This window comes from Bacillus sp. FAU18 (assembly GCF_056033885.1).
Window position 1 is genome coordinate 1,084,223 of record NZ_JBVYHZ010000003.1, and the last position, 23,196, is coordinate 1,107,418.

At 46.3% G+C, this 23,196-nt stretch carries 2 protein-coding genes (1 of these 2 running past the window's edge); both read left to right on the top strand.

All coding sequences use genetic code 11. The features are described 5' to 3' along the window. On the top strand, window positions 1-10,309 hold the 3' portion of the coding sequence (gene pksL / locus AC0OMU_RS05810; RefSeq protein WP_474240960.1) for a polyketide synthase PksL. It extends 3,326 nt beyond the left edge of the window; only the last 10,309 of its 13,635 coding nucleotides appear in the window; its start codon lies beyond the left edge, outside the window; it ends in the stop codon at window positions 10,307-10,309. A 15-nt stretch (window positions 10,310-10,324) separates the two neighbouring features. Continuing rightward, complete coding sequence (gene pksM / locus AC0OMU_RS05815) at window positions 10,325-23,131, top strand: polyketide synthase PksM (RefSeq protein WP_474240961.1); 12,807 nt, start codon at window positions 10,325-10,327, stop codon at window positions 23,129-23,131. Window positions 23,132-23,196 lie beyond the last annotated feature (65 nt).

Below are 23,196 nucleotides of genomic sequence, written 5' to 3' on the forward strand. Positions count from 1 at the left end.
TCAGTTCCCGACAGGATTCCGACTCCGGAATATCGTCTGGGTCCGGCCGTTCGCCGTCACGGAACAGCAGAAAGATATAGATGTACGTCTATATCCTGAGGAGAATGGTGAGATTACATTTGAAATCTGCCGGGACCCTGAAAGCGCAGAGGAGTCGCCGATTATATATGGGCAAGGGAGTGCAGTGCTTTGTGAGGCTGGTGAAAATCCGGTTATCAACATTGAAGAACTGAAGGCAAGCTATAATGGTCGGACGCTGTCACCTTTTGATTGCTACGAGGCTTATACAGAAATGGGTATTCATTATGGTGACAGCCACAGAGCGATCGACAGCCTATATGCCGGCGAAAACGGAGTTCTAGTGAAATTGACGATGCCTCCTGTAATCTCTGATACAGAAGACCATTATATTCTGCATCCGAGCATGATAGATTCGGCATTTCAGGCATCTATCGGTTTGAGGCTGGGAGGAGCTACGAGTTTAGAAGACAGAAAGGCAATGCTGCCTTTTGCCATACAGGATGTCCAAATCTTCAAAGGCTGCGAGGCATCTATGTGGGCGCGGATCACATATAGCGAGGGCAGTACAGCTGGGGATCGTATGCAGAAGCTTGATATCGATTTATGCAATGAAGAGGGGCAGGTTTGCGTGCGATTGACGGGCTATTCTGCAAGAGTGTTAGAAACAGATCAAGAAGGTCCTTCTGAAGCGACTGACACGCTATTGTTCGAACATATTTGGGAAGAACGTGCTGCAGAGAGGCAAGAGCTCATAGAGTACGACACGCATAAAGTCGTTGTCTGTGATGTTGGAGAACAAATGGAAAGCCTCCAAAATCATCTTGACTGTACAGTTCTGCAGCATGATACAGAGACAATTGATGAACGGTTTGAAGGTTATGCCATACAGTTATTTGAAGAAATCAAACAGCTAATGCACTCAAAAACAGGGGGACATACATTCATTCAAGTGGCGGTGCCTGCGTTGGACGAGCCTCAGCTATTAAGCGGCTTAACTGGATTGCTCAAAACGGCTGAACTGGAAAATCCAAAACTGACAGGACAGTTGATCGAAATAGAAACCGGGATGTCAGCTGGTGACCAATTTGAAATATTGGAGGAAAACAGACGCTATCCGCGTGACACGCATATCCGCCACTGGCAAGGGAAGCGATTTGTAAGCAAGTGGAAAGAAGTGTCTGGTGAGCACCTAAGTGCTGACATGCCATGGAAGGATAAAGGCGTGTATCTGATCACAGGCGGTGCAGGCGGTCTTGGATTCATCTTTGCAACTGAAATTGCAAACCAAACGAATGACGCGGTTGTGATTCTGACAGGACGCTCTCCGCTTGATGAAAGGAAGAAGAAGAAGCTTCAAGCCTTACAGAAACTTGGCATCCAAGCGATTTACAGACAAGCTGATTTGGCTGACAAACAAGCGGTTGATGCCTTATTAAAAGAAACCCAAAACGTTTACGGAGACTTAGATGGCATCATTCACAGCGCCGGTTTAATAAAAGATAATTTCATTATGAAGAAAAAGAAAGAAGAGGTTCAAACCGTTCTTGCTCCAAAGGTAGCAGGACTGATTCACCTTGACGAAGCAACGAAAGATATTCCGCTCGATTTCTTTATCCTTTTTTCCTCAGGTGCCGGAGCAGTAGGAAGCGCGGGACAGGCTGATTACGCAATGGCCAATGCATTTATGAATGCATTCAGCGAATATCGAAATGGCCAAGCAGAGCTGCACAAGCGTTACGGAAAAACTCTTTCAGTGTGCTGGCCGCTGTGGAAAGAGGGGGGCATGCAAATTGATGCGGAAACTGCAAGGATGCTGAAAAGAGAAACAGGCATGGTGGCCATGGAAACAGATCGTGGGATTCAGGCGCTATATCATGGCTGGACGTCAGGAAAGCCGCAAGTGTTAGTTGCTTCCGGTGTTACTGATCGGATTCGTGCATTTTTACATGAAACGGGACATGGCAAAGGCCCATCTCACAATATCAAAAATAGCTGTCTCAATCAGGACGCAGAAAAAGCAGACATGATTGGGGAAATTGATGAAGAGATACTAAGAGAAAAAGCGGAGAACTATTTTAAACAGGTGCTTTCTTCGGTGATTAAGCTGCCAGCCGGCCAGATTGATGCTGAAGCTCCTCTCGAGGATTACGGGATCGATTCTATCATGATCATGCATGTAACGGGTCAATTAGAAAAAGTATTCGGTTCTTTGTCCAAGACGTTGTTCTTTGAATATCAGGATATTCGCTCATTAACACGGTATTTTATTGATTCCCGCAGAGAAAAACTGCTGGACATCTTGGGAATTGAAACAGGAAAACCTTCTGTTGAAAGAAAATCAGAGCCTGAAAAACAAGAAATCCCAGTTACCCCAAGAAAGTCTGGATTTCTTCCTTTGCAAGATAAAGAGCAGAAGCAGTTAAGAGAGAAGGAAACGGAAGAAATCGCGATCATCGGTATCTCAGGTCGCTATCCGCAGGCAGACAACATTGATGAATTGTGGGAAAACCTGAGAGACGGTCGAGACTGTATTACTGAAATTCCTGCAGATCGCTGGGATCACAGTCTTTATTATGACGAAGATAAAGACAAGCCTGGAAAAACCTACAGCAAGTGGGGAGGCTTCTTGAAGGATGTAGACAAGTTTGATCCGCAGTTTTTCCATATATCGCCGCGCGAGGCAAAATTAATGGACCCGCAAGAGCGTTTATTTTTGCAGTGCGTGTATGAAACGATGGAAGACGCAGGCTATACAAGAGAGCACCTCGGCCGTAAGCGTGATGCTGAGCTTGGCGGAAGCGTCGGTGTTTACGTCGGTGTCATGTACGAAGAATATCAGCTGTACGGGGCACAAGAGCAGGTGCGGGGAAGGTCTCTGGCTTTAACGGGAAATCCATCATCCATCGCGAACCGGGTATCTTATTATTTTGATTTTCACGGACCGAGTATTGCATTAGACACCATGTGTTCTTCTTCTTTAACGGCTATCCACTTGGCCTGCCAAAGCCTGCAGCGCGGAGAGTGTGAGGCGGCATTCGCGGGCGGCGTGAATGTGTCAATCCATCCAAATAAATATTTGATGCTCGGGCAGAACAAATTTATGTCCAGCAAAGGCCGGTGTGAAAGCTTCGGACAGGGCGGAGACGGCTATGTGCCGGGGGAAGGCGTTGGAGCAGTGCTTCTGAAGCCATTGTCTAAAGCAGTTGAAGATGGTGATCACATTTATGGAATCATTAAAGGGACAGCCATCAACCACGGGGGAAAAACAAACGGGTACTCAGTTCCCAATCCGAATGCCCAAGCAGATGTCATCAAAAAGGCGTTTGTGGAAGCGAAGGTTGATCCGCGGACAGTCAGTTACATCGAAGCCCACGGCACGGGAACCTCTCTCGGTGATCCTATTGAAATCACAGGGCTGTCCAAAGTGTTTACGCAAGAAGCCGATGACAAACAATTTTGTGCAATAGGGTCAGCCAAATCAAATATCGGGCACTGTGAGAGTGCGGCAGGTATCGCAGGAGTAACGAAGGTATTGCTCCAAATGAAATACAGGCAGCTTGCGCCTTCCTTGCATTCAAACGTGCTGAACCCGAATATTGATTTCCTTAACTCGCCGTTTAAAGTACAGCAAGAGCTAGAAGAGTGGAAGAGGCCGATCATCAGTGTCAATGGCAAAGACGTCGAATTACCGAGAATCGCAGGAGTCTCTTCATTTGGTGCCGGGGGTGTGAACGCCCATATTTTAATAGAAGAGTACGCTCCAGAACCTGTGGAGGAACGTTTACCAGCGAGGAAACAGCCGGCTGTCATTGTGCTCTCAGCAAAAAATGAGGAAAGACTTCAGAAACGCGCGGAGCGATTGCTGCATGCCATTCGTGAACAAACATATGTTGAAGCAGATTTACACCGAATTGCCTATACGCTTCAAGTCGGACGGGAAGCGATGAACGAACGGCTGGCGTTCGTTGCGGAATCGATGCGGGAGCTTGAAGAAAAGCTCAATGAATGTATCTCTGGAACAGAAAATCGTGAATATGTCTATCGCGGACAAGTAAAGCGCAACAAGGAAGCCATTGCTGCTTTTGCTGCTGATGAGGATATGTCAAAAACAATTGAGGCATGGCTGCAAAAAGGAAAATATGCGAAGGTTTTAGACCTGTGGGTAAGAGGTTTGCGAATCGACTGGAGCACGCTATATCAGGATCAAAAACCGCGGCGCATCAGTTTACCTGCCTATCCTTTCGCAAGAGATCGCTATTGGATAGACGTACATGCAAAGGCTGAGGAAAAAAGAACGGAGGAGCCATTCGCTCCAGTACAGCCCGTCATTCCAAAGCCGTCTGTAGCCAGAGAAGCCAGCGGCAAGCCTGCCAATATTACGTTACAGCCTTTAATGACCAATCAGGATCGTTTGGAGCGGACAGCACCTCTGGTTCCATCAGATACAGAAACAGAGACGATCACGGCGGAAGCCTTGTGCGATGAACTGACAGCGGGCTTAGCGGAAGTGCTGTACATGGACCAAAACGAGATTGATCCAGACGAAGCATTCATAGATATCGGTATGGACTCGATTACCGGGCTCGAATGGATAAAAGCAATAAATAAACAGTATGGCACATCACTAAATGTCACAAAGGTATATGATTATCCGACAACACGTGATTTCGCTGTTTACTTAGCACACGAGTTAAGCACACAAGCTGGGGAGAAAAAACAAACGGAGACGTACACGCCGATAAGACAAAGAACAGCGGTACCTGCCGCTAAACCGGCTAATATATCTCTGCAGCCGTTAGAACATCATCAGCCAGTGCAAGAGGAAGCTGAAGAAACGATTCAATATGCAGCGGCAGAAATATCTGCATCAAGACAATATACTGTAGCAATTGAAACGCTGCATGAAAAATTGAGGGAAAGCATAGCAGACGTGTTATACATGGAGCCATACGAGGTGGATATTGACGAAGCGTTCATAGATATCGGAATGGACTCGATTACCGGACTCGAATGGATAAAAGCGGTGAACAAGCAATACGGAACGTCTTTTACGGTAACCAGAGTATATGATTATCCAACGATACGTGATTTTGCCGAAATGCTAAAGTCCGAGCTTGGAACTCATCATGATAGAAAGATAGAGCATACTGACTCTTTCGAAGCAGCCCAGCAAAAGCCAGCAGCACCATCTAATCCAAAGCCGGCAGAGCGACCGCTACAGTCTGTTCAACATCCTATAAAGAAAGAACATGAGAAGAAAACGGTTCCTGTTCATCAAGACCGCCCGGAGGATGCGATAGCGATTGTCGGGATGTCGGGAAGATACCCGGGCGCTCGTAATGTAAGAGAGTACTGGGATAACCTGGTTCATGGGAGAAATGCCATTCGGGACATTCCAACATCACGGTGGGATGTAGACAAATACTATGATCCTGTCCTCAACAAAAAAGGGAAAGTCTACTGCAAATCAATGGGGATGCTTGATGATATTGAACATTTTGATCCGTTGTTTTTTAATATTCCGCCGTCAGAAGCTGAACTGATGGACCCGCAGCATCGAATCTTTTTGCAGGAAGGCTATAAAGCCTTTGAGGACGCTGGGTACAACGCTCGAACTTTAAATGAGAAAAAATGCGGTGTATATCTCGGCATTATGAGCAGTGAATACGGTGTCATGCTGAATCGGCAGGCAAGCGCAAATGCCACGGGGAACAGCTTTGCGATCGCTGCGGCGCGTATTCCGTATTTTCTTAATTTAAAAGGGCCTGCGATTCCTATTGACACCGCTTGTTCATCTTCATTGGTCGGCACACATTTAGCGCGGCAGGCACTTATAAACAAAGAAATTGATATGGCGCTGGTCGGCGGGGTCAGCTTATACCTGACGCCGGAATCTTACATGAGTATGTGTGAGGCCGGCATGCTTTCACCTGATGGACAATGTAAAGCATTTGACAATAGCGCGAATGGTTTTGTGCCCGGCGAGGGTGCGGGTGCGCTGGTTCTGAAAAGGCTGAAAGATGCAGAAGCGGACCGTGACCATATTTATGGCATTATCATTGGCTCGGGTATTAATCAGGACGGGAAAACAAACGGAATCACGGCACCGAGTGCGAAAAGCCAAATGGATCTGGAAAGAGACATATATGAAACATACGGTATACATCCTGAGAGTATCAGTTATGTCGAGATGCACGGCACAGGAACAAAACAAGGCGATCCAATTGAATTAGAAGCTCTGTCCACCGTATTTCAAGAAAAAACAGACAAAAAGCAGTTTTGCGCAATCGGTTCCGTCAAAAGCAATATTGGTCATACATCCGCGGCGGCAGGAGTAGCCGGGGTTCAAAAAGTGTTATTGTGCATGAATCATAAAACACTTGTGCCGACATTGAACTTCACGACACCGAATGAGCATTTTGAATTTGAGCATTCTCCTTTATACGTAAATACGGAGCTTAAGCCTTGGGAAACGGCTGATGGAAAACCGCGGAGAGCATGTGTGAGCTCCTTCGGATATAGCGGAACGAATGCTCATATTGTGATAGAGGAATATCAGCCTGACAAGAGGAACGATCCATTAACAAAGCAGCACCGCTCAACATTATTTGTACTTTCAGCGAAAAAAGAGAAGCAATTGAAGGCCTATGCGGAAGCAATGAAAGATTTCGTAACTTCCAATGAATATATCGATCTGGAGGATATGGCATACACACTTCAGACGGGCCGGGAAGCAATGGATTATCGCATGGCGTTTTTGGCGGATTCGAGAGAAATGCTGATCAAAACTTTAGATGATTATTTGGCTGAAATGCCGAACAGCAGCATATTTGCTGCTCACGTGAAAACGAAAAAGAGCGAAATCAAGCTGTTTGAAACGGATCAAGATGCCAAAGCGTTGCTGCAAACATGGATAGAGAAAAAAAGGCTGGAGAAAGTAGCGGAACTATGGGTGAAAGGGCTGCAGATAGATTGGAACAAGCTTTATCGGGAATACACGCCTCACCGAATCAGCCTGCCTGCTTATCCGTTCGCGGAAGAGTATTACTGGCTGCCAACTCAAGAAGGTGAACCCAAAACCATTGCTACACCTCTGCCTCATTCCGAACTGATGCCAAAGCGCTGCTTTCTGCGTAAACAGTGGCAGCCTTGTCCGATTGAACCGGCAAAAATGACGAATCAAACCGTCGCCATTTTGGCAAATGAGGAGACAATGGCATTAGCGGAAGAGCTTTCGACGTATTTCTCGACATACCGTATATTTGACAGCCAAGAGCTGGAGCGTGTGTCTGCTGCGGACTATGAACACGTTGCTGGAGTAATCGATCTGATCGGGTGCGGAACGAGCCATGAGCATTCTATGGGCTGGATAAACTGGCTCCAAAAGCTGATCGAGCAAGGACGTACAAGCAAGCATCATTTGACGATCTTGGGTGTAACAAAGGGGCTGGAGGCCTACGCAAATGAGGGTGTTCTTTTGTCTGGTGCTTCACGGGCCGGTTTATACCGCATGCTTCAAAGTGAGTACAGCCATCTTACTTCAAGACATGCAGATATGGAGTTCGAAGCCTCTCATGAGGAGCTGGCCAGACTGATTGCAGTTGAATATTATGCCAAGAGCACAGAATCAGAAGTCTGTTATCGAAACGGACAGCGATATCGCGCATATTTGGCAGAGCAGCCAGCAGAAGCCGCTCTTAGTCATAAGCAAATATCGTTTTCAACAGACAAAGTCCTGCTTATTACAGGCGGGACAAGAGGTCTCGGCTTGCTGTGTGCGCGGCATTTTGTGAAAACATACGGCGTTAAGCGGCTGGTCCTTATCGGCCGTGAAGAGCTTCCGTCGCGTGACCAGTGGAATTTGGTAAAAATCGCCTCGCTTGCCGAGAAAATAAAAGCCGTTCAAGAGCTAGAAGACATGGGTGCGCAAGTTCAGGTGCTGTCTCTGGATCTCACAGACAGGGTTGCTGTCGAACAGAGCCTGAAGACAATACACGAAACAATGGGGGCGATTGGCGGAGTCATCCATTGTGCCGGGATGGTGAACAAACAAAACCCGGCTTTTATCAGAAAATCACTAGAAGAGATCGGACAGGTGCTTGAACCGAAAGTCGAAGGTCTGCAAACGTTGTTTGACCTGCTTCAGGATGAACCATTGGCGTTTTTCACCTTGTTTTCATCAGTATCAGCGGCCATCCCTGCACTAGCAGCAGGACAAGCTGATTACGCGATGGCAAATGCTTTTATGGATTATTTTGCGGAGGCTCATCAAGATAAATGTCCCATTGTAAGCATTCAGTGGCCTAACTGGAAGGAGACCGGTTTAGGCGAGGTTCGAAGCAAAGCTTTAGAACAAACTGGATTGATCAGTTTGACAAACGACGAGGGATTACAGCTGCTTGACCAGATTCTATCAGACAGACAGTATGCTGTCGTGCTGCCGGCAGTACCAGATACAAACGTTTGGAAGCCGGATAAGCTGATGCAGCCGTCACTGCCTGTCGAAGCTCTCTCGCATCCTGAGACGAAAGAGCAAACCGGCACTCGCAACCTGTTCCCTGAAACAGTCGACTGGCTCGTAACTCTTTTTTCAGATGAACTGAAAATAGCTGTAGAAGACTTTGAAACGGATGAACCTTTCCAAGAATACGGAATCGACTCGATTATATTGGCCCAGCTGGTACAGCAGATGAACCAACAATTAAATGGAGATATTGATCCGTCAATTTTGTTTGAATACCCGACAATAGAATCCTTTGCACACTGGCTCATTTCGAAATATGACATATCAGCTGTTTTACAGCCATCTGTTCCTGAGAAACAGATACCTTTCAAGCCGCAATCAGCAATGAAACAGAAGCCGGTGCCAGAACAGCGGCCGCAACAGATAAGCCATGAAAAAACGGCACTTCTTGCTGAGGACATCGCTATCATCGGTCTTAGTTGCAGGTTCCCAGGAGCAGAAACCCTAGAGGAATACTGGGAACTAATACGTGATGGACGGTCTGCGATTGCGCCTGTTCCGCCTGAACGATTCGGGAACTCCAGCTCAAATTACGCGGGCCTCATTGATGAAATGAACCGATTTGATCATGATTTCTTCATGATGTCCGAAAACGATGTCAGAGCGATGGACCCTCAAGCTTTGGCTGTATTGGAGGAAAGCTTGAAACTGTGGTATCACGCGGGTTATACGGAGAAAGAAGTGAAAGGCATGAGGGCTGGTGTTTATATAGGAGGCCGCAGCCAGCACAAGCCTGATCCGGCCAGTCTTTCAAAAGCAAGAAATCCGATAGTCGCTGGCGGACAAAACTATTTAGCAGCTAACATCTCACAATTTTTTGACTTGAAGGGACCGAGTATTGTCCTGGATACCGCTTGTTCCTCTGCGCTGGTGGGGCTGAATATGGCCATTCAGGCTCTGCGAAGCGGAGATATTGAGGCAGCGGTTGTAGGCGGCGTCAGTTTGCTTGATGCTGATGCGCATCGAATGTTTCATGAGCGCGGACTTTTATGTGACAAACCGTCATTCCATATTTTTGATAAGCGGGCAGACGGTGTCATTTTAGGAGAAGGCGTGGGCATGGTTCTCGTCAAAACCGTCAGCCAAGCGCTTGAAGACGGAGATTCCATATATGCAGTCATTAAAGCTGCTGCGATTAATAATGATGGAAGAACGGCTGGCCCATCATCTCCGAATCTCGAGGCACAAAAGGACGTCATGCTGTCAGCGCTTGAAAAAAGCGGCAAAAAGACTGAAGAGATCAGCTATCTCGAAGCGAACGGCTCGGGATCGGCAGTAACAGATTTACTTGAATTAAAGGCAATCCAGTCCATTTACCGTTCTGAATCAAAGGCTCCGTTAGGGCTGGGATCGGTGAAACCTAACATCGGCCATCCATTATGTGCAGAGGGGATTGCGAGCCTGATTAAAGTAGCTCTAATGCTGAAGCATAGACAATTGGTTCCGTTCCTGTCAGGTAATGAAAATATGCCGTATTTTGATATAGAAAAAACAGATTTGTATTTCAGCAGATCGCAAGCCGAGTGGAAGGAGACAACGCCGGCTGCGGCAATTAATTGTTTTGCAGATGGCGGAACGAACGCCCATCTCATTATAGAAGCCTGGAATGAATCGGTTGCTCGTCCAATTAGAAGAAAACCTCTGCCTTTGCCGGAATTAAATAGGCAGCCCGTTTTAATCAAACCATCAGCTCAAAACGTGCAGGAAAAAGTGCATTCAGACTCAGGGGCTTCTAAAGATATGTTTTGGAAAACTTTCAAATAAGAGAGGAGTGGGAAAATGATAACTGAACAACTGCACATTTCATTAAATAATCCAATCATGTCCAACCACAAGGTATATGGACAAGCGTTATTACCCGGCCTTGCTTATATAGATTTGATCTACCAAGTATTCCAGGAACATGGTTATGCATACCAAGAGCTTGAATTAAAAAACCTGACCATTTTTTACCCTTTGATCGCAGATGAGTCATATGACATTGCCCTGACCATTCACGTGTCTGAAAGAAAGGAAGGGACATGGTCCATCATCATCGACGGACAAAAACAGCATGGAGAATCACTATCTGACAAAAGACAATATGTGACTGCTGACATGCATCGAAAAGAGCAAACTTCTTTTGCCGAATCAATAGACCCTAATCAGTGGAAAAAAACAGCTGATAGGATTCTGAATTTAGATGAAATCTATGAACAATGCCGCTCTCAAGAGTTAGTGCATACCGGCATGATGAAGGCGGAAGGACAGATTTATGAAACCAAAGAGGGTGCTTTAATTGATTTAGCAGTTGGACAGGACGCCCTGCGCCATTCTGAAGCTTTTCTGTTTCATCCGACGCTTATTGACGGCAGCGGCATAGGTTCAAGCTGCCTGCTCTCAGATCAAACGATGTATCTGCCATTGTGTTATGAATCGTTTTCTGCTTCAGAACGATTGCAAAAAGGATGTACAGCACGGATCCTCTCCTCATCTGTGCGCCAAAAGAAAGAGCTCACTTATATGACGATTGAATATTTTAATTCAGCAGGACAAAAAGTGGCCGAGCTGAAACAATTTGCAGGCAAGTCTGTACGGAATATGTCAGCCTTTCATTCTGCAAAAGAAATTCAAGAAGAAAGAGCTGCTGTCTCTCAGAACATCAGTCGGGACTATCCCGCATTTGAAATGTATTTGCGTCAGTTGCTTGCTAAGCAGCTTGAAAGGCCGGCAGAACAAATGGATATCCACGCTGGGTACTATGAGCTTGGTCTGGATTCTCCGTCATTGCTAACCGTGGTTCAGGAAATTGGAGATAAGGTTGGAGCGGATCTTGCTCCGACACTGCTGTTTGAATTTACAACAATTGCAGAACTAGCTGCTCATCTTGCTGATCACTATTCAATTGGAGAGGCGGACAATGCTGTCCGCCAATCTCCTTCACCAATGAAGGATTGTCCTGAGGGTGTTACCTCTTCACCAGAGATCGGGGAGGACATAGCCATTATCGGAATGGCGGGACGCTATCCTAAGGCGAAAAATATACAGGAATTTTGGGAACAGATTAAAGCGGGTACCGACTGCATCACAGAGATTCCAAACTCACGCTGGGAATGGAAAGAAAACAATGGACTGGATTCACCTTCGGGCAAGCCATTGTCAAAATGGGGCGGGTTTATCGAGGATGCTGATTGTTTTGATCCTCAATTTTTCAGAATCTCTCCGCGTGAAGCGGAAATGATGGACCCTCAGGAACGGTTATTTTTAGAGACGTGCTGGGAAGCTATTGAAGATGCGGGTTATACACCAGAGACAATTGCTTCACCGCAGGGAGAAAATAAAAGACAGCATGTCGGTGTGTTTGCCGGCGTTATGCATAAGGACTATTCCCTTATAGGAGCTGAAGCTCTATCAGAACACAATCCATTTCCTTTATCGCTGAATTATGCGCAAATCGCCAACAGGGTCTCTTACTATTGTAATTTCCACGGCCCAAGCATGGCGGTGGACACGGTCTGCTCTTCCTCATTAACTGCGGTTCATCTGGCAATAGAGAGCATCCGGAATGGAGAATGCGAGGCCGCGCTTGCCGGAGGCGTCAATTTGTCACTGCATCCGGCTAAATATATCAGCTATGGCAGTGTAGGGATGCACTCAAGTGACGGCTATTGCCATACTTTCGGTAAAGGCGGGGATGGCTACGTATCTGGAGAAGGTGTCAGCACAGTATTGCTAAAACCGCTGCGAAAAGCTGAACAGGACGGTGACCGAATCTATGCTGTCATCAAAGGCAGTGCGATAAATCATGTAGGGAAAGTAAGCGGAATTACAGTACCAAGCCCGGTAGCTCAAGCTGATGTTATCGAAGCGTGTCTAGAAAAAACAGGAATTGATCCGCGCACCATCAGTTATGTTGAAGCCCATGGCACTGGCACCTCATTGGGAGATCCGATTGAAATACAGGGGTTAGTAAAAGCTTTCAGCCGCAATACGCAGGACAAGCAATTCTGTTCAATCGGTTCTGTTAAATCGAATATTGGCCATGCTGAAGCTGCAGCCGGCATTAGCGGCTTAACGAAGACTGTCCTGCAGCTGCATCATAAAACCTTGGTGCCGTCATTACATTCAGAAGAGCTGAATCCTTATTTGAAGCTTGATCAAACCCCATTTTTTGTCCAGCATGAAACAAAGGAATGGGAGCAGCCATCTTTTACAGAAAACGGGGTGGACGTCACATATCCCCGCCGCGCCGGTTTAAGTTCGTTTGGTGCTTCAGGATCAAATGCGCATCTTATTTTGGAAGAATATATTCCGGCAGAGAGCCATTCAGAGACGATTTTAACGAAAAATGAAGAAATAGTGATACCTTTGTCTGCGAGAAACAAAGATCGTCTGCAGGCTTACGCTCTTAAACTTCTTGATTTTCTTAGCGAGGACGTCAATCTTTTAGCGTTAGCTTATACCATGCAGGCAGGACGGGTTGAAATGGAGGAGCGTGCGGCCTTCATCGTAAAAGACATAAAAGATTTAACGTCTAAACTTCGGGCGTTTGCCAATGGCGAAGAAGAGATCGAGGGCTGCTGGACGGGACAAGCCAAGGAGAATCAGGAGGCGGCTGGGCCAACTTCGGTAAATGCGCTGAATAACAATTTGATAAGAGACAGTGAAATGATGGAAATGGCGAAAGCATGGGTTCAAGGAAAGCGGGTCACCTGGGACGGCCTATACGGCGATCGCAAGCCGCTTAAAATCAGTGTTCCGACCTATCCGTTTGCAAGGGAGCGCTACTGGATCCCGGTTCCTGAAATGAAAACCAGCACTGTGAATCATATCTTACATCCGCTGGTGCACCGCAATACATCAGACTTTACTGAGCAGCGCTTTAGCTCTGTATTTACAGGCACGGAATTTTTCCTTTCTGATCATGTTGTACAGGGACAGAAGATTTTGCCGGGCGTTGCCTATTTAGAAATGGCAAGAGAAGCAGCAGAAAAAGCTGCAGGCGATCTGGACGGCGAACAAAGAGTGGTGTCGCTTAAAGACATTGTATGGGTGCGTCCTATCACGATAGAAAGTGAACCAAAAGAAATACATATTGGCCTTTTTCCTGAGGATAACGGGGACATTTCCTTTGACATTTATAGCAGCTCTGAACATAAAGAAGAAGCCCTGATGATACACTGCCAAGGTCGCGCTGTCATTTCAGATGAAACGGGCACTTCCATTTTAAACCTTTCATCAATACAGACAGAATGCAGTTTGGACACAGTGACGTCAGAACAATGCTATGCAGCGTTTCGAAAGATTGGGCTTGACTATGGAGAGGGCTATCAAGGGATTGAAAAAGTCTATGTCGGCAAAGATCAATTGCTTGCAAAAATCTCGTTACCCGCTTTTCTAAAAAACGACAGGCAGCATTTTGCGCTCCACCCGAGTTTGATGGATTCCGCGTTCCATGCCACAGTCGGTTTTATCGTTAGCTCAGTCAATGCCGCTGGACAAGCTCAGACACTGTCTCTTCCATTTGCGTTGCAGGAGGTTGATATTTTCAGCCCATGTCCAGAGAAGATATGGTCTTATATTCGATACAGTTCAGACAGTAAAGCGGAGGACAAAGTCAGAAAGTATGATATTGATTTATGTGATGAGAACGGACACGTTTGTGTGCGAATGAAGGGTGCCTCGATGCGGGCACTTGATGGAGAGCAGCATTCAATGCCGCAACTATTAACTGATTCTCAGATGACCGGGCATACGATGATGATCCCTGTCTGGGAACCAGTCTCTTCAGATACGGAGGATAATGCTTCGTATGCTGGTACACGAGTTGTTTTATGCGGTGCTGCTGAAGCTGATCGAGCATTAATAAAGCATCATTATCCGCAAGTTTCCTTTATCGACATCCGGCCTGCAGATGACATTGAGGGAATAGCGGACAAACTGCAAGCGTACGGAAGCATTGACCATGTATTGTGGATTGCCCCGTCACACCGGGGAAGTCTAGGTAGTGATGGGCAAGGAGAAGCTGTTCTTCACTTATTTAAGCTTGTGAAAGCATGCCTGCAATTAGGCTATGGCGAGAAACAACTTGAATGGTCTCTTGTGACCGTCCAAGCGCAGCCGGTTACGCAACATGAGGCAGTACAACCCGCCCATGCAAGCATTCATGGGCTTGCCGGCACAATGGCAAAGGAATATCCACACTGGAAAATCCGTCTTCTCGATCTTGAAAAAGGCTGCACATGGCCGGTAAATCACATGTTTGCGCTCCCAGCTGACCGCCTTGGCCATGCTTGGGCCTATCGTAATCAGCAATGGCATCAGCAGCAATTGATCCCATATCGGCACTCACTGTCAGGCGACACGCTATATCGGAAAGGCGGAGTCTATGTGGTCATCGGAGGAGCCGGGTATATCGGAGAGGCGTGGAGTGAGTACATGATCCGCCGCTACCAAGCGCAAATCGTTTGGATTGGGCGAAGTCAACTTAATGCTGCCATCCAGTCAAAAATAGACCGACTTTCGGCGCTTGGCCCTGAGCCTTTCTACATTGCAGCCGATGCAGCCGATAAACATTCATTGCAGCAGGCTTATGATCAAGTGAAAAAACGCCATCCTCATATTCACGGGATTGTTCACTCTGCGATGGTTTTATTTGAGCAAAGCCTGGAAAAAATGAAGCCGGAAGAATTCACCGCTGGACTGGCGGCGAAGATCGATGTCAGTATTCGGATGGCCCAAGTGTTTCGCCAGGAGAATGTAGATTTTGTATTATTCTTCTCTTCGCTTGTAGCCCATATCAAAAATGTAAAGCAAAGCCATTATGCCTCTGGCTGTACATTTGCAGATGCTTTTGCCCACCAGCTTTCTCAGAGCTGGGCATGCCCTGTAAAAGTCATGAACTGGGGATATTGGGGGAATAGTGAAGCGGCTGAGGATGAACATTATGTACAGCTCATGAATCAAATCGGCTTAGGTTTAATTGAGCCTGCGGAGGCTATGAAGGCGCTGGAAGCACTGCTTTCTGGGCCAGTCAGCCAAACAGCTTTCATTCATACGACAAAGCCTGTAGCAGTCGAAGGCGTGAATCAGAATGAATACATCACTCTTTATCCAGAGCAACCTTCAGCAGATACAGAGAGCCTGATGGAGCGTCTGCCGACTACGGGACGAGTTCAAAGAGTGACACATGAAGAGCTTGATGATCTTCTTTACAGGCTGTTGTTAGGACAGCTGCAAACGGCCGGGCTGTTTGATGGTTATACATTATCGGTTGAACGTCTTCAACAATATAAGACTCGTGAATTTTATGGAAAATGGATTCGGCAAAGCAGCGAATTTCTCTTGCAGCATGGCTATCTTAAGAAAGTTGGAGATTCATTGGTGAGGAAGGACCAAGCAGAGGATATCGAGCTGCTTTGGCAAGAATGGAATGCGAAAAAAGAGAAGTGGCTTAAAGACAGCGAGACAAAGGCGATGGTTGTATTAGCAGAGGCCATGCTGAAAGCATTACCGGATATTTTGACAGGGAAAGTCCCTGCAACAGATATCATGTTCCCGCATTCCTCGATGGAACTGGTGGAAGGCATTTATAAGCATAACCAAGTGGCAGACTATTTTAATAAAGTGCTTGCCGATACATTATTAGCTTATCTGGATGAACGTCTGAAGCACGATCCTGAGGCATCGATCCGCATTATGGAAATAGGCGCAGGCACAGGCGGCACGAGTGCCGGAATCTTTGAAAAACTGAAACCATATCAAAAGCACATCAATGAATATTGCTATACAGATCTGTCTAAAGCATTTTTGCTGCATGCAGAAAAGGAATATGGGGCGGAAAATCCGTACCTGACATATCAGCTTTTTGATGTGGAAAAACCGATTGACCAGCAGGAATTTGAAGCGGGAGGCTATGATGTCGTCATTGCCGCTAATGTCCTTCACGCAACAAAAAATATCCGTCAAACACTGCGGCATACAAAAGCAGTAATGAAAAACAACGGAATGCTGCTGCTGAATGAAATGGCGGGAAACAGCCTGTTCCCTCACATCACCTTTGGTCTTTTGGAAGGCTGGTGGCTGTATGAAGATCCTGCAGTGCGGATTCCCGGCTGTCCAGGCTTACATCCTGACAGCTGGAAAGCGGCACTTGAAAGCGAAGGCTTTGAATCTGTCTTTTTCCCGGCCGAGGCGGCACATGATCTGAGTCACCAAATCGTCGCAGCCTCAAGCAACGGGCTGGTTCGACGTATGATGAAAAATGTGATCTTGCCGGAGAAGGTTGTTTCACAAGCGTCTAATCAGGAGTCAGCCTACATTCATACCATAGATTCAGAGGAAGCTGGACAATCAAAACATGCTCTCCTAAGAGAAAAAAGCACAGAATATATGAAAAAACTAATCGGGGAAACGTTGAAAATTCCTGCAGGAAAGATTGAGTCATCTGAACCGCTTGAAAAGTACGGTATTGATTCTATCGTTGTTGTCCAGCTGACGAATACATTGCGTAAAGAATTTGACCATGTAAGCAGCACTTTATTTTTCGAGTACCAGACCATTGACGCATTAGTGGAGCATTTCATCAAATCAAAAACAGAAGCGCTGATGAAATTAACAGGTCTTGACCGTCAAGTTCAACAACAGACCCCGGCCGAAAGCAGAACCCAATCTTCACAGAAACCTGATCAGGCCGCTAAAAGAACACGGCGCTATCGCAAGCTTGGCTTCAGCGGGGAGAAAGAAACTCCGACAAACACTCTTGCAAGCCGTGACGTTGCCATTATCGGCATTTCTGGACGCTATCCTCAGGCGGAAACAGCAGAAGACTTTTGGAACAACCTAAAAGAAGGAAGAAATTGTATTGAGGAAATTCCGAAAGAACGCTGGGATTGGAAAGCTTATTACGATAAAGAAAAAGGAAAAGAAGGATCAATTTATACGAAATGGGGCGGATTTATCAAGGATATGGACAAGTTTGACCCATTATTCTTTCAGATTTCTCCGCTTGAGGCAGAAAGAATGGACCCTCAGGAGCGATTATTTCTGCAAACCGCTTATGCAAGTATTGAAGACGCGGGATACACGCCTGACTCGCTCTGTTCAAGCAGAAAAATCGGCGTCTTTGCCGGAGTCATGAACAAAAATTATCCGACCGGCTACGGCTATTGGTCTATCGCCAACAGAATATCCTATTTACTGAATTTCCAAGGCCCGAGTCTTGCAGTCGATACAGCCTGCTCCTCCTCCCTGACAGCGATTCATTTAGCGCTGGAAAGCATTTATAGCGGATCGAGTGATTGCGCCATTGCCGGCGGTGTCAATTTAGTTGTCGACCCGGTTCACTATCAGAATTTATCTGTCATGAATATGCTCTCTGCTAGTGATACATGTAAATCATTCGGCGATGATGCAGATGGATTTGTCGACGGTGAAGGCGTAGGCGCCATTGTGTTAAAGCCGCTGCAGCAAGCAATAGCGGACGGTGACCATATTTACGGTGTGATAAAGGCAAGTGCCATTAATAGCGGAGGAAAAACAAATGGATACACGGTTCCAAATCCTCATGCACAGGCACAGGTAATTAAAGAAGCAATGGAGCGCGCCGACATTCCTGCCCGAACCATCAGTTATTTAGAGGCGCATGGAACAGGCACTGCATTAGGAGATCCGATTGAGATAGCGGGGTTAACAAAAGCATTCGAGAAAGATACGCAGGAGAAACAGTTTTGTGCGATCGGCTCCAGCAAATCAAATATCGGTCATTGTGAAAGTGCAGCCGGAATTGCAGGGCTGACAAAAATACTTTTTCAGTTTAAATATGGCCAAATTGCACCATCATTGCATGCTCAGCGTTTGAATCCGAACATCGAGTTCAGCCATACGCCATTTGTCGTTCAGCAGCAACTTGGTGAATGGAAACGCCCGGTGATTGGCGGGCAAGAGGTGCCTAGGCGCGCTGGCTTGAGCAGTTTTGGCGCCGGAGGGTCCAATGCCCATATCATCCTGGAAGAATATATTCCAAGAACGGGGGCGCAAACGCCGAAAGACCATCCTCCAGCGCTGATTGTGCTATCGGCCAAAAACATGGAACGCTTGCAAGAAAAAGCGGAACAGCTGCTTACAGCCATCAAACAAAAAAGGTACCGCGAAACAGACCTGATCAGGATCGCCTATACCTTGCAAACAGGCCGTGAAGCAATGGAAGAACGGCTGGCCTTTATAGCGGAATCACTAGAGGATCTTGAGAGAAAGCTGAACGATTTTATCGAAAACAAAGCAGACTGCCTGTATCTGGATCGCATCGATGATAACAAAAAAGCGTTAGCAGTCTTATCAGCGGATGAGGATATGGAAAAAATCATAGAAGCATGGATGAGCAAAGGGAAATACACGAAACTGCTGGACCTTTGGGTGAAAGGCTTGTCTTTCGACTGGGGCATGCTGTACGGCACCCAAACGCCTGTCCGGATCAGTCTTCCGACATATCCATTTGCAAAAGAACGTTACTGGGCACCAGGCGCGGCAAAGGCTCCGGCGTCTATAGAACAGGATCATGATCAGCAAACAGAAGAACCTTTCAAGGTTATGACGTTTCAAGAAGTGTGGAAAGAAGAGCCGGCGACTCTCACATCGAAACGTATCAAAACGCTCATCTGTTTTCTGACTGAAAGAGAAAAGCAAAACGCATTTGCTTCAGCCTTGAAAAACGTTGATCAAGACACTAAGGTCATTTTTATATCACAGGGCGAAGTGTACAGCAAACAGTCTGAATATAGTTACCAGATTGTGCGGCAAGAACCCGTTACTTTTGAAAAGGTCTTCCAGAGCATTAAAGAAGAACTTGGAGAACCAGATGCAATCCTCTATATGTGGCCTATGGAAGACAAGCGCTGTATAAAGGACCATTCCTGTATTGTTTACCTATTACAAGGTATGTCCGCAGCAAAGCTTCATCCTTCACGGCTGCTGCTGGCAGGATGTTTTGAAGATGGTCTTGACCGAAGCTATCTGGAATCATGGATTGGCTTCGAACGTTCACTCGGGCTTGTCCTTCCGCACACAAAAGTGACTGGAATCTTTCAGCCGGCGGAACAAGGATCGATGGATGATTGGACACGTAAAATATGGGCAGAATTACAGGCTTCAGCTGAACAAACGGTTTTGTATCAGAATGCGAAACGATATGTAAATCACATTGAACAGACAACGATACAACCGGACGACAGCAAATTGAAGTCTGGCGGTACTTACCTGATTACAGGCGGTGTAGGAGGGCTTGGTTATTTATTTGCCAAGCATTTGGCCAAAAACTATGCCGCAAACCTGATTTTGACAGGACGGTCGCCTTTTAATGATGAAAAGCAAAAGCAAATAAAAGAATTAAAGGATCTAGGCGGCGAAGCGATGTATGCAGAAGCAGATGTGTCTGATCCTATCGCAATGGGAGACTGCGTAAAAAGAGGGAAAGACCGATTCGGTGCCATCAACGGTGTCATTCATGCAGCCGGAATCGAAAGCGACTCTGCTATTTTTGACAAAAAGATCGAAAGCTTCCAGCGCATCATTGAACCGAAAATCAACGGCACGATAGCGCTTGATGAATGGCTTAAAAATGAAGTCCTTGATTTTATGTGTTATTTTTCTTCTTCTTCTGCAGTTTTAGGGGATTTTGGATGTTGTGATTATGCGATTGGCAACAGGTTTCAGATGGCTTACGCACAATACAGAAATGAGCTGCATAACGGTAAAACGTTTGCCATCAACTGGCCTGTATGGAAGGATGGCGGAATGAAGATCGGTGATGAGGAAACAACGGATATGTACCTGAAATCAAGCGGCCAACGCTTCCTAGAAGCCGAGGAAGGCATCCGTATGTTTGAGCACATCCTAGCTCAGCAGGATGCTCAGCATCTCGTCATAGCCGGTCAGCCCAGCCGTGTCAGCCGATTTTTAGGAATGGCTGAACCAGCTATTCCAGAACCGGCCACTCAAGCCCCTCTAGCACAAGAAAACAAGGATGAGGTAAAAACGTTAAGCGTTGAAAAGCGTTTAGAACACGACTTGAAAGAGCATATTCACACATTGCTTAAGATTTCAAAGGACAAGCTGAATTTGAACAAAAATTGGGCCGACTTCGGATTTGATTCAATCTACTTGGCTAAATTCTCGAATGTGTTATCAAAGCATTTCAACATTGAAGTGACACCGGCTTTATTTTTCGGCTATTCGACTTTACAAGAATTGATCGGCTTTTTCTTAACCGATCATAAAGAGCTGATTGAAGCATTTTACCGGGATGATACATCAGAGGCGCAAAAGCCCCCTGAAGCTTATGCAGCAATTCCTGTAGCTCCAGAACCGGAAACCAGTAAAAAAAGCATTCGGCAGGTTCACGATGAGCCTATTGCCATTATCGGCATGAGCGGCAGGTTCCCTCAAGCTGATTCGGTCCATGAGCTGTGGGATAATCTGAAAAACGGTAAATCGTGTATCTCTGACATCCCGGGCGAACGCCGGGACTGGGGGAGAGCTAACAGAGATCCAGAAAAAGCAGTGCCAAGGTGGGGTGCATTTTTGAAGGACATAGACCGGTTTGATCCGCTGTTTTTTCAAATATCGCCTAAAGAAGCCGAAAGCATGGACCCGCGCCAGCGCATTTTTCTAGAGGAAGCATGGCACACGTTTGAAGACGCCGGCTATATGGGAGATCGGATAAAAGGAAAATCCTGCGGTGTTTATGTAGGTGTGGAAGAAGGGGAATATGCGCATCTAACCGGAGATACGGATTACATTAACGGAACACAAAACGCCACATTGTCTGCGAGAATCGCATACGCATTGGATTTAAAAGGGCCTAATATGGCTTTGACAGCAGCATGTTCATCTGGACTGGTGGCGATTCACCAGGCATGTTCAGCTCTGCGTCAGGGGGATTGTGAAATGGCTTTAGCGGGCGGCGTCAGCTTGAATATTTCTCACATGTCTTTTGAGGCGCTGACAAGGGCCGAAATGCTGTCTCCGAACGGACAATGCAAAGTGTTTGACCAGGATGCCAATGGTCTTGTGCCAGGTGAAGCGGTGGCAGCTGTTCTCTTGAAACCATTATCAAAGGCAATTGAAGATAAAGATCATATTTATGGCTGCATCAAGGCCAGCGGCGTGAATTACGATGGCAAAACCAACGGCATTACTGCGCCAAATCCTTTTAGCCAGGCAGAATTGATCGAAAACATTTATGAAAAAAATGAAATCAATCCGCTCGATATTCAATATGTGATGGCGCACAGTACCGGCTCGAATCTTGGTGATCCGCTTGAGGTCCAAGCGTTAACGAGCGTGTTCAGCAAATATACGAAGCAGAAGCAATTCTGTATGATCAGCTCAATTAAACCTTTAATCGGACACACATTTGCAGCGTCAGGAACAGTTGCTTTAATCAGTATGCTGATGGCTATGAAAAACCAGATCATTCCGGCCACTCATCACTGTGAATCGGAAAATCCGTATATTCCGTTTAAAGAAAGCCCATTTGTGCTTTGCAAAGAAAACCGTTCGTGGATCAGGAAAAATCAGAAGCCGAGGATGGGAACGATCAGCACGACTGGAATCAGCGGCACCAATGCACATGCAGTCATTGAAGAATACATTCCGAATGATCAGCCGTCCACACAGCGGCATCAAGAGTCACCGCAGGTCATCGTGCTTTCAGCCCAAAATGATGATCGGCTTCAGGGTGCTGCCTGCCGCATGATTGCGTATCTGGAGCAGAATCATAACCATAACCCTTCTTTACCTGATGTGGCATATACGCTTCAGGTTGGGAGAAAAGCCATGGAAGCAAGGCTCGCGATCGTTGCAAACAATCAGGAGCAATTGGTGCGAAAATTGAAGGAATATGTGGAAGCAATGAAGAATGGTGGGATATCGGGCCAACAGAGATCCCTTTATACAGGATATACAGAAGGGATATTAGAAGAACAAGATGAAGCAGTTCTGCAAGCTCTCGCAAAAGAAAGAAATTTGGAAAACATCGCGGATTGCTGGGTGAAAGGATATCAGATTCCTTGGGAACTCCTTCATGATGGCGGTCACGTTCGGATGGTTTCTTTACCTGGTTATCCATTTGCAAGGGAGCGGTATTGGGTTTCGTCAGGCACTCAGCAATCAGAGGCCGTTAAACAGCATTCACAAGATATGAAAACAGAGATTGGCGAGCCGAATGGCAAAACCCATATTCAAAAGATCATTGTTCAATTTTTAGCACGAGAATTGGGCATATCTGAGGATCGAATCAATTTCAAAAGAAACTTTCTGGAATATGGGATGGATTCAATTCTTGGCCGAAAATTGATGCGGCATATCGAAAAAACCACGCAGCTGAAGATGGCCGGCCGGGAAATCCTTGAATGTCAGACAGTCCAAGCTCTATCTGACCATTTGGCCTTAAAAGCGGAAAAACAAAATCATAGCGCAGCAGCACATCAAATAAAGGGCACGTATACAGACGAGCACATCATCGGAATGATGCAAGAGGTGGCGCTAGGGAAATTGGATTTTAAGAGTGTGCAAAACATCATAGAAGGGAGTAAATCGTATGAATCATAAAGAAATTCTCGATGCCTTCAGATCAGGAGAATTAACCATTTCTGAGGTGGAAGAACATCTTAAAG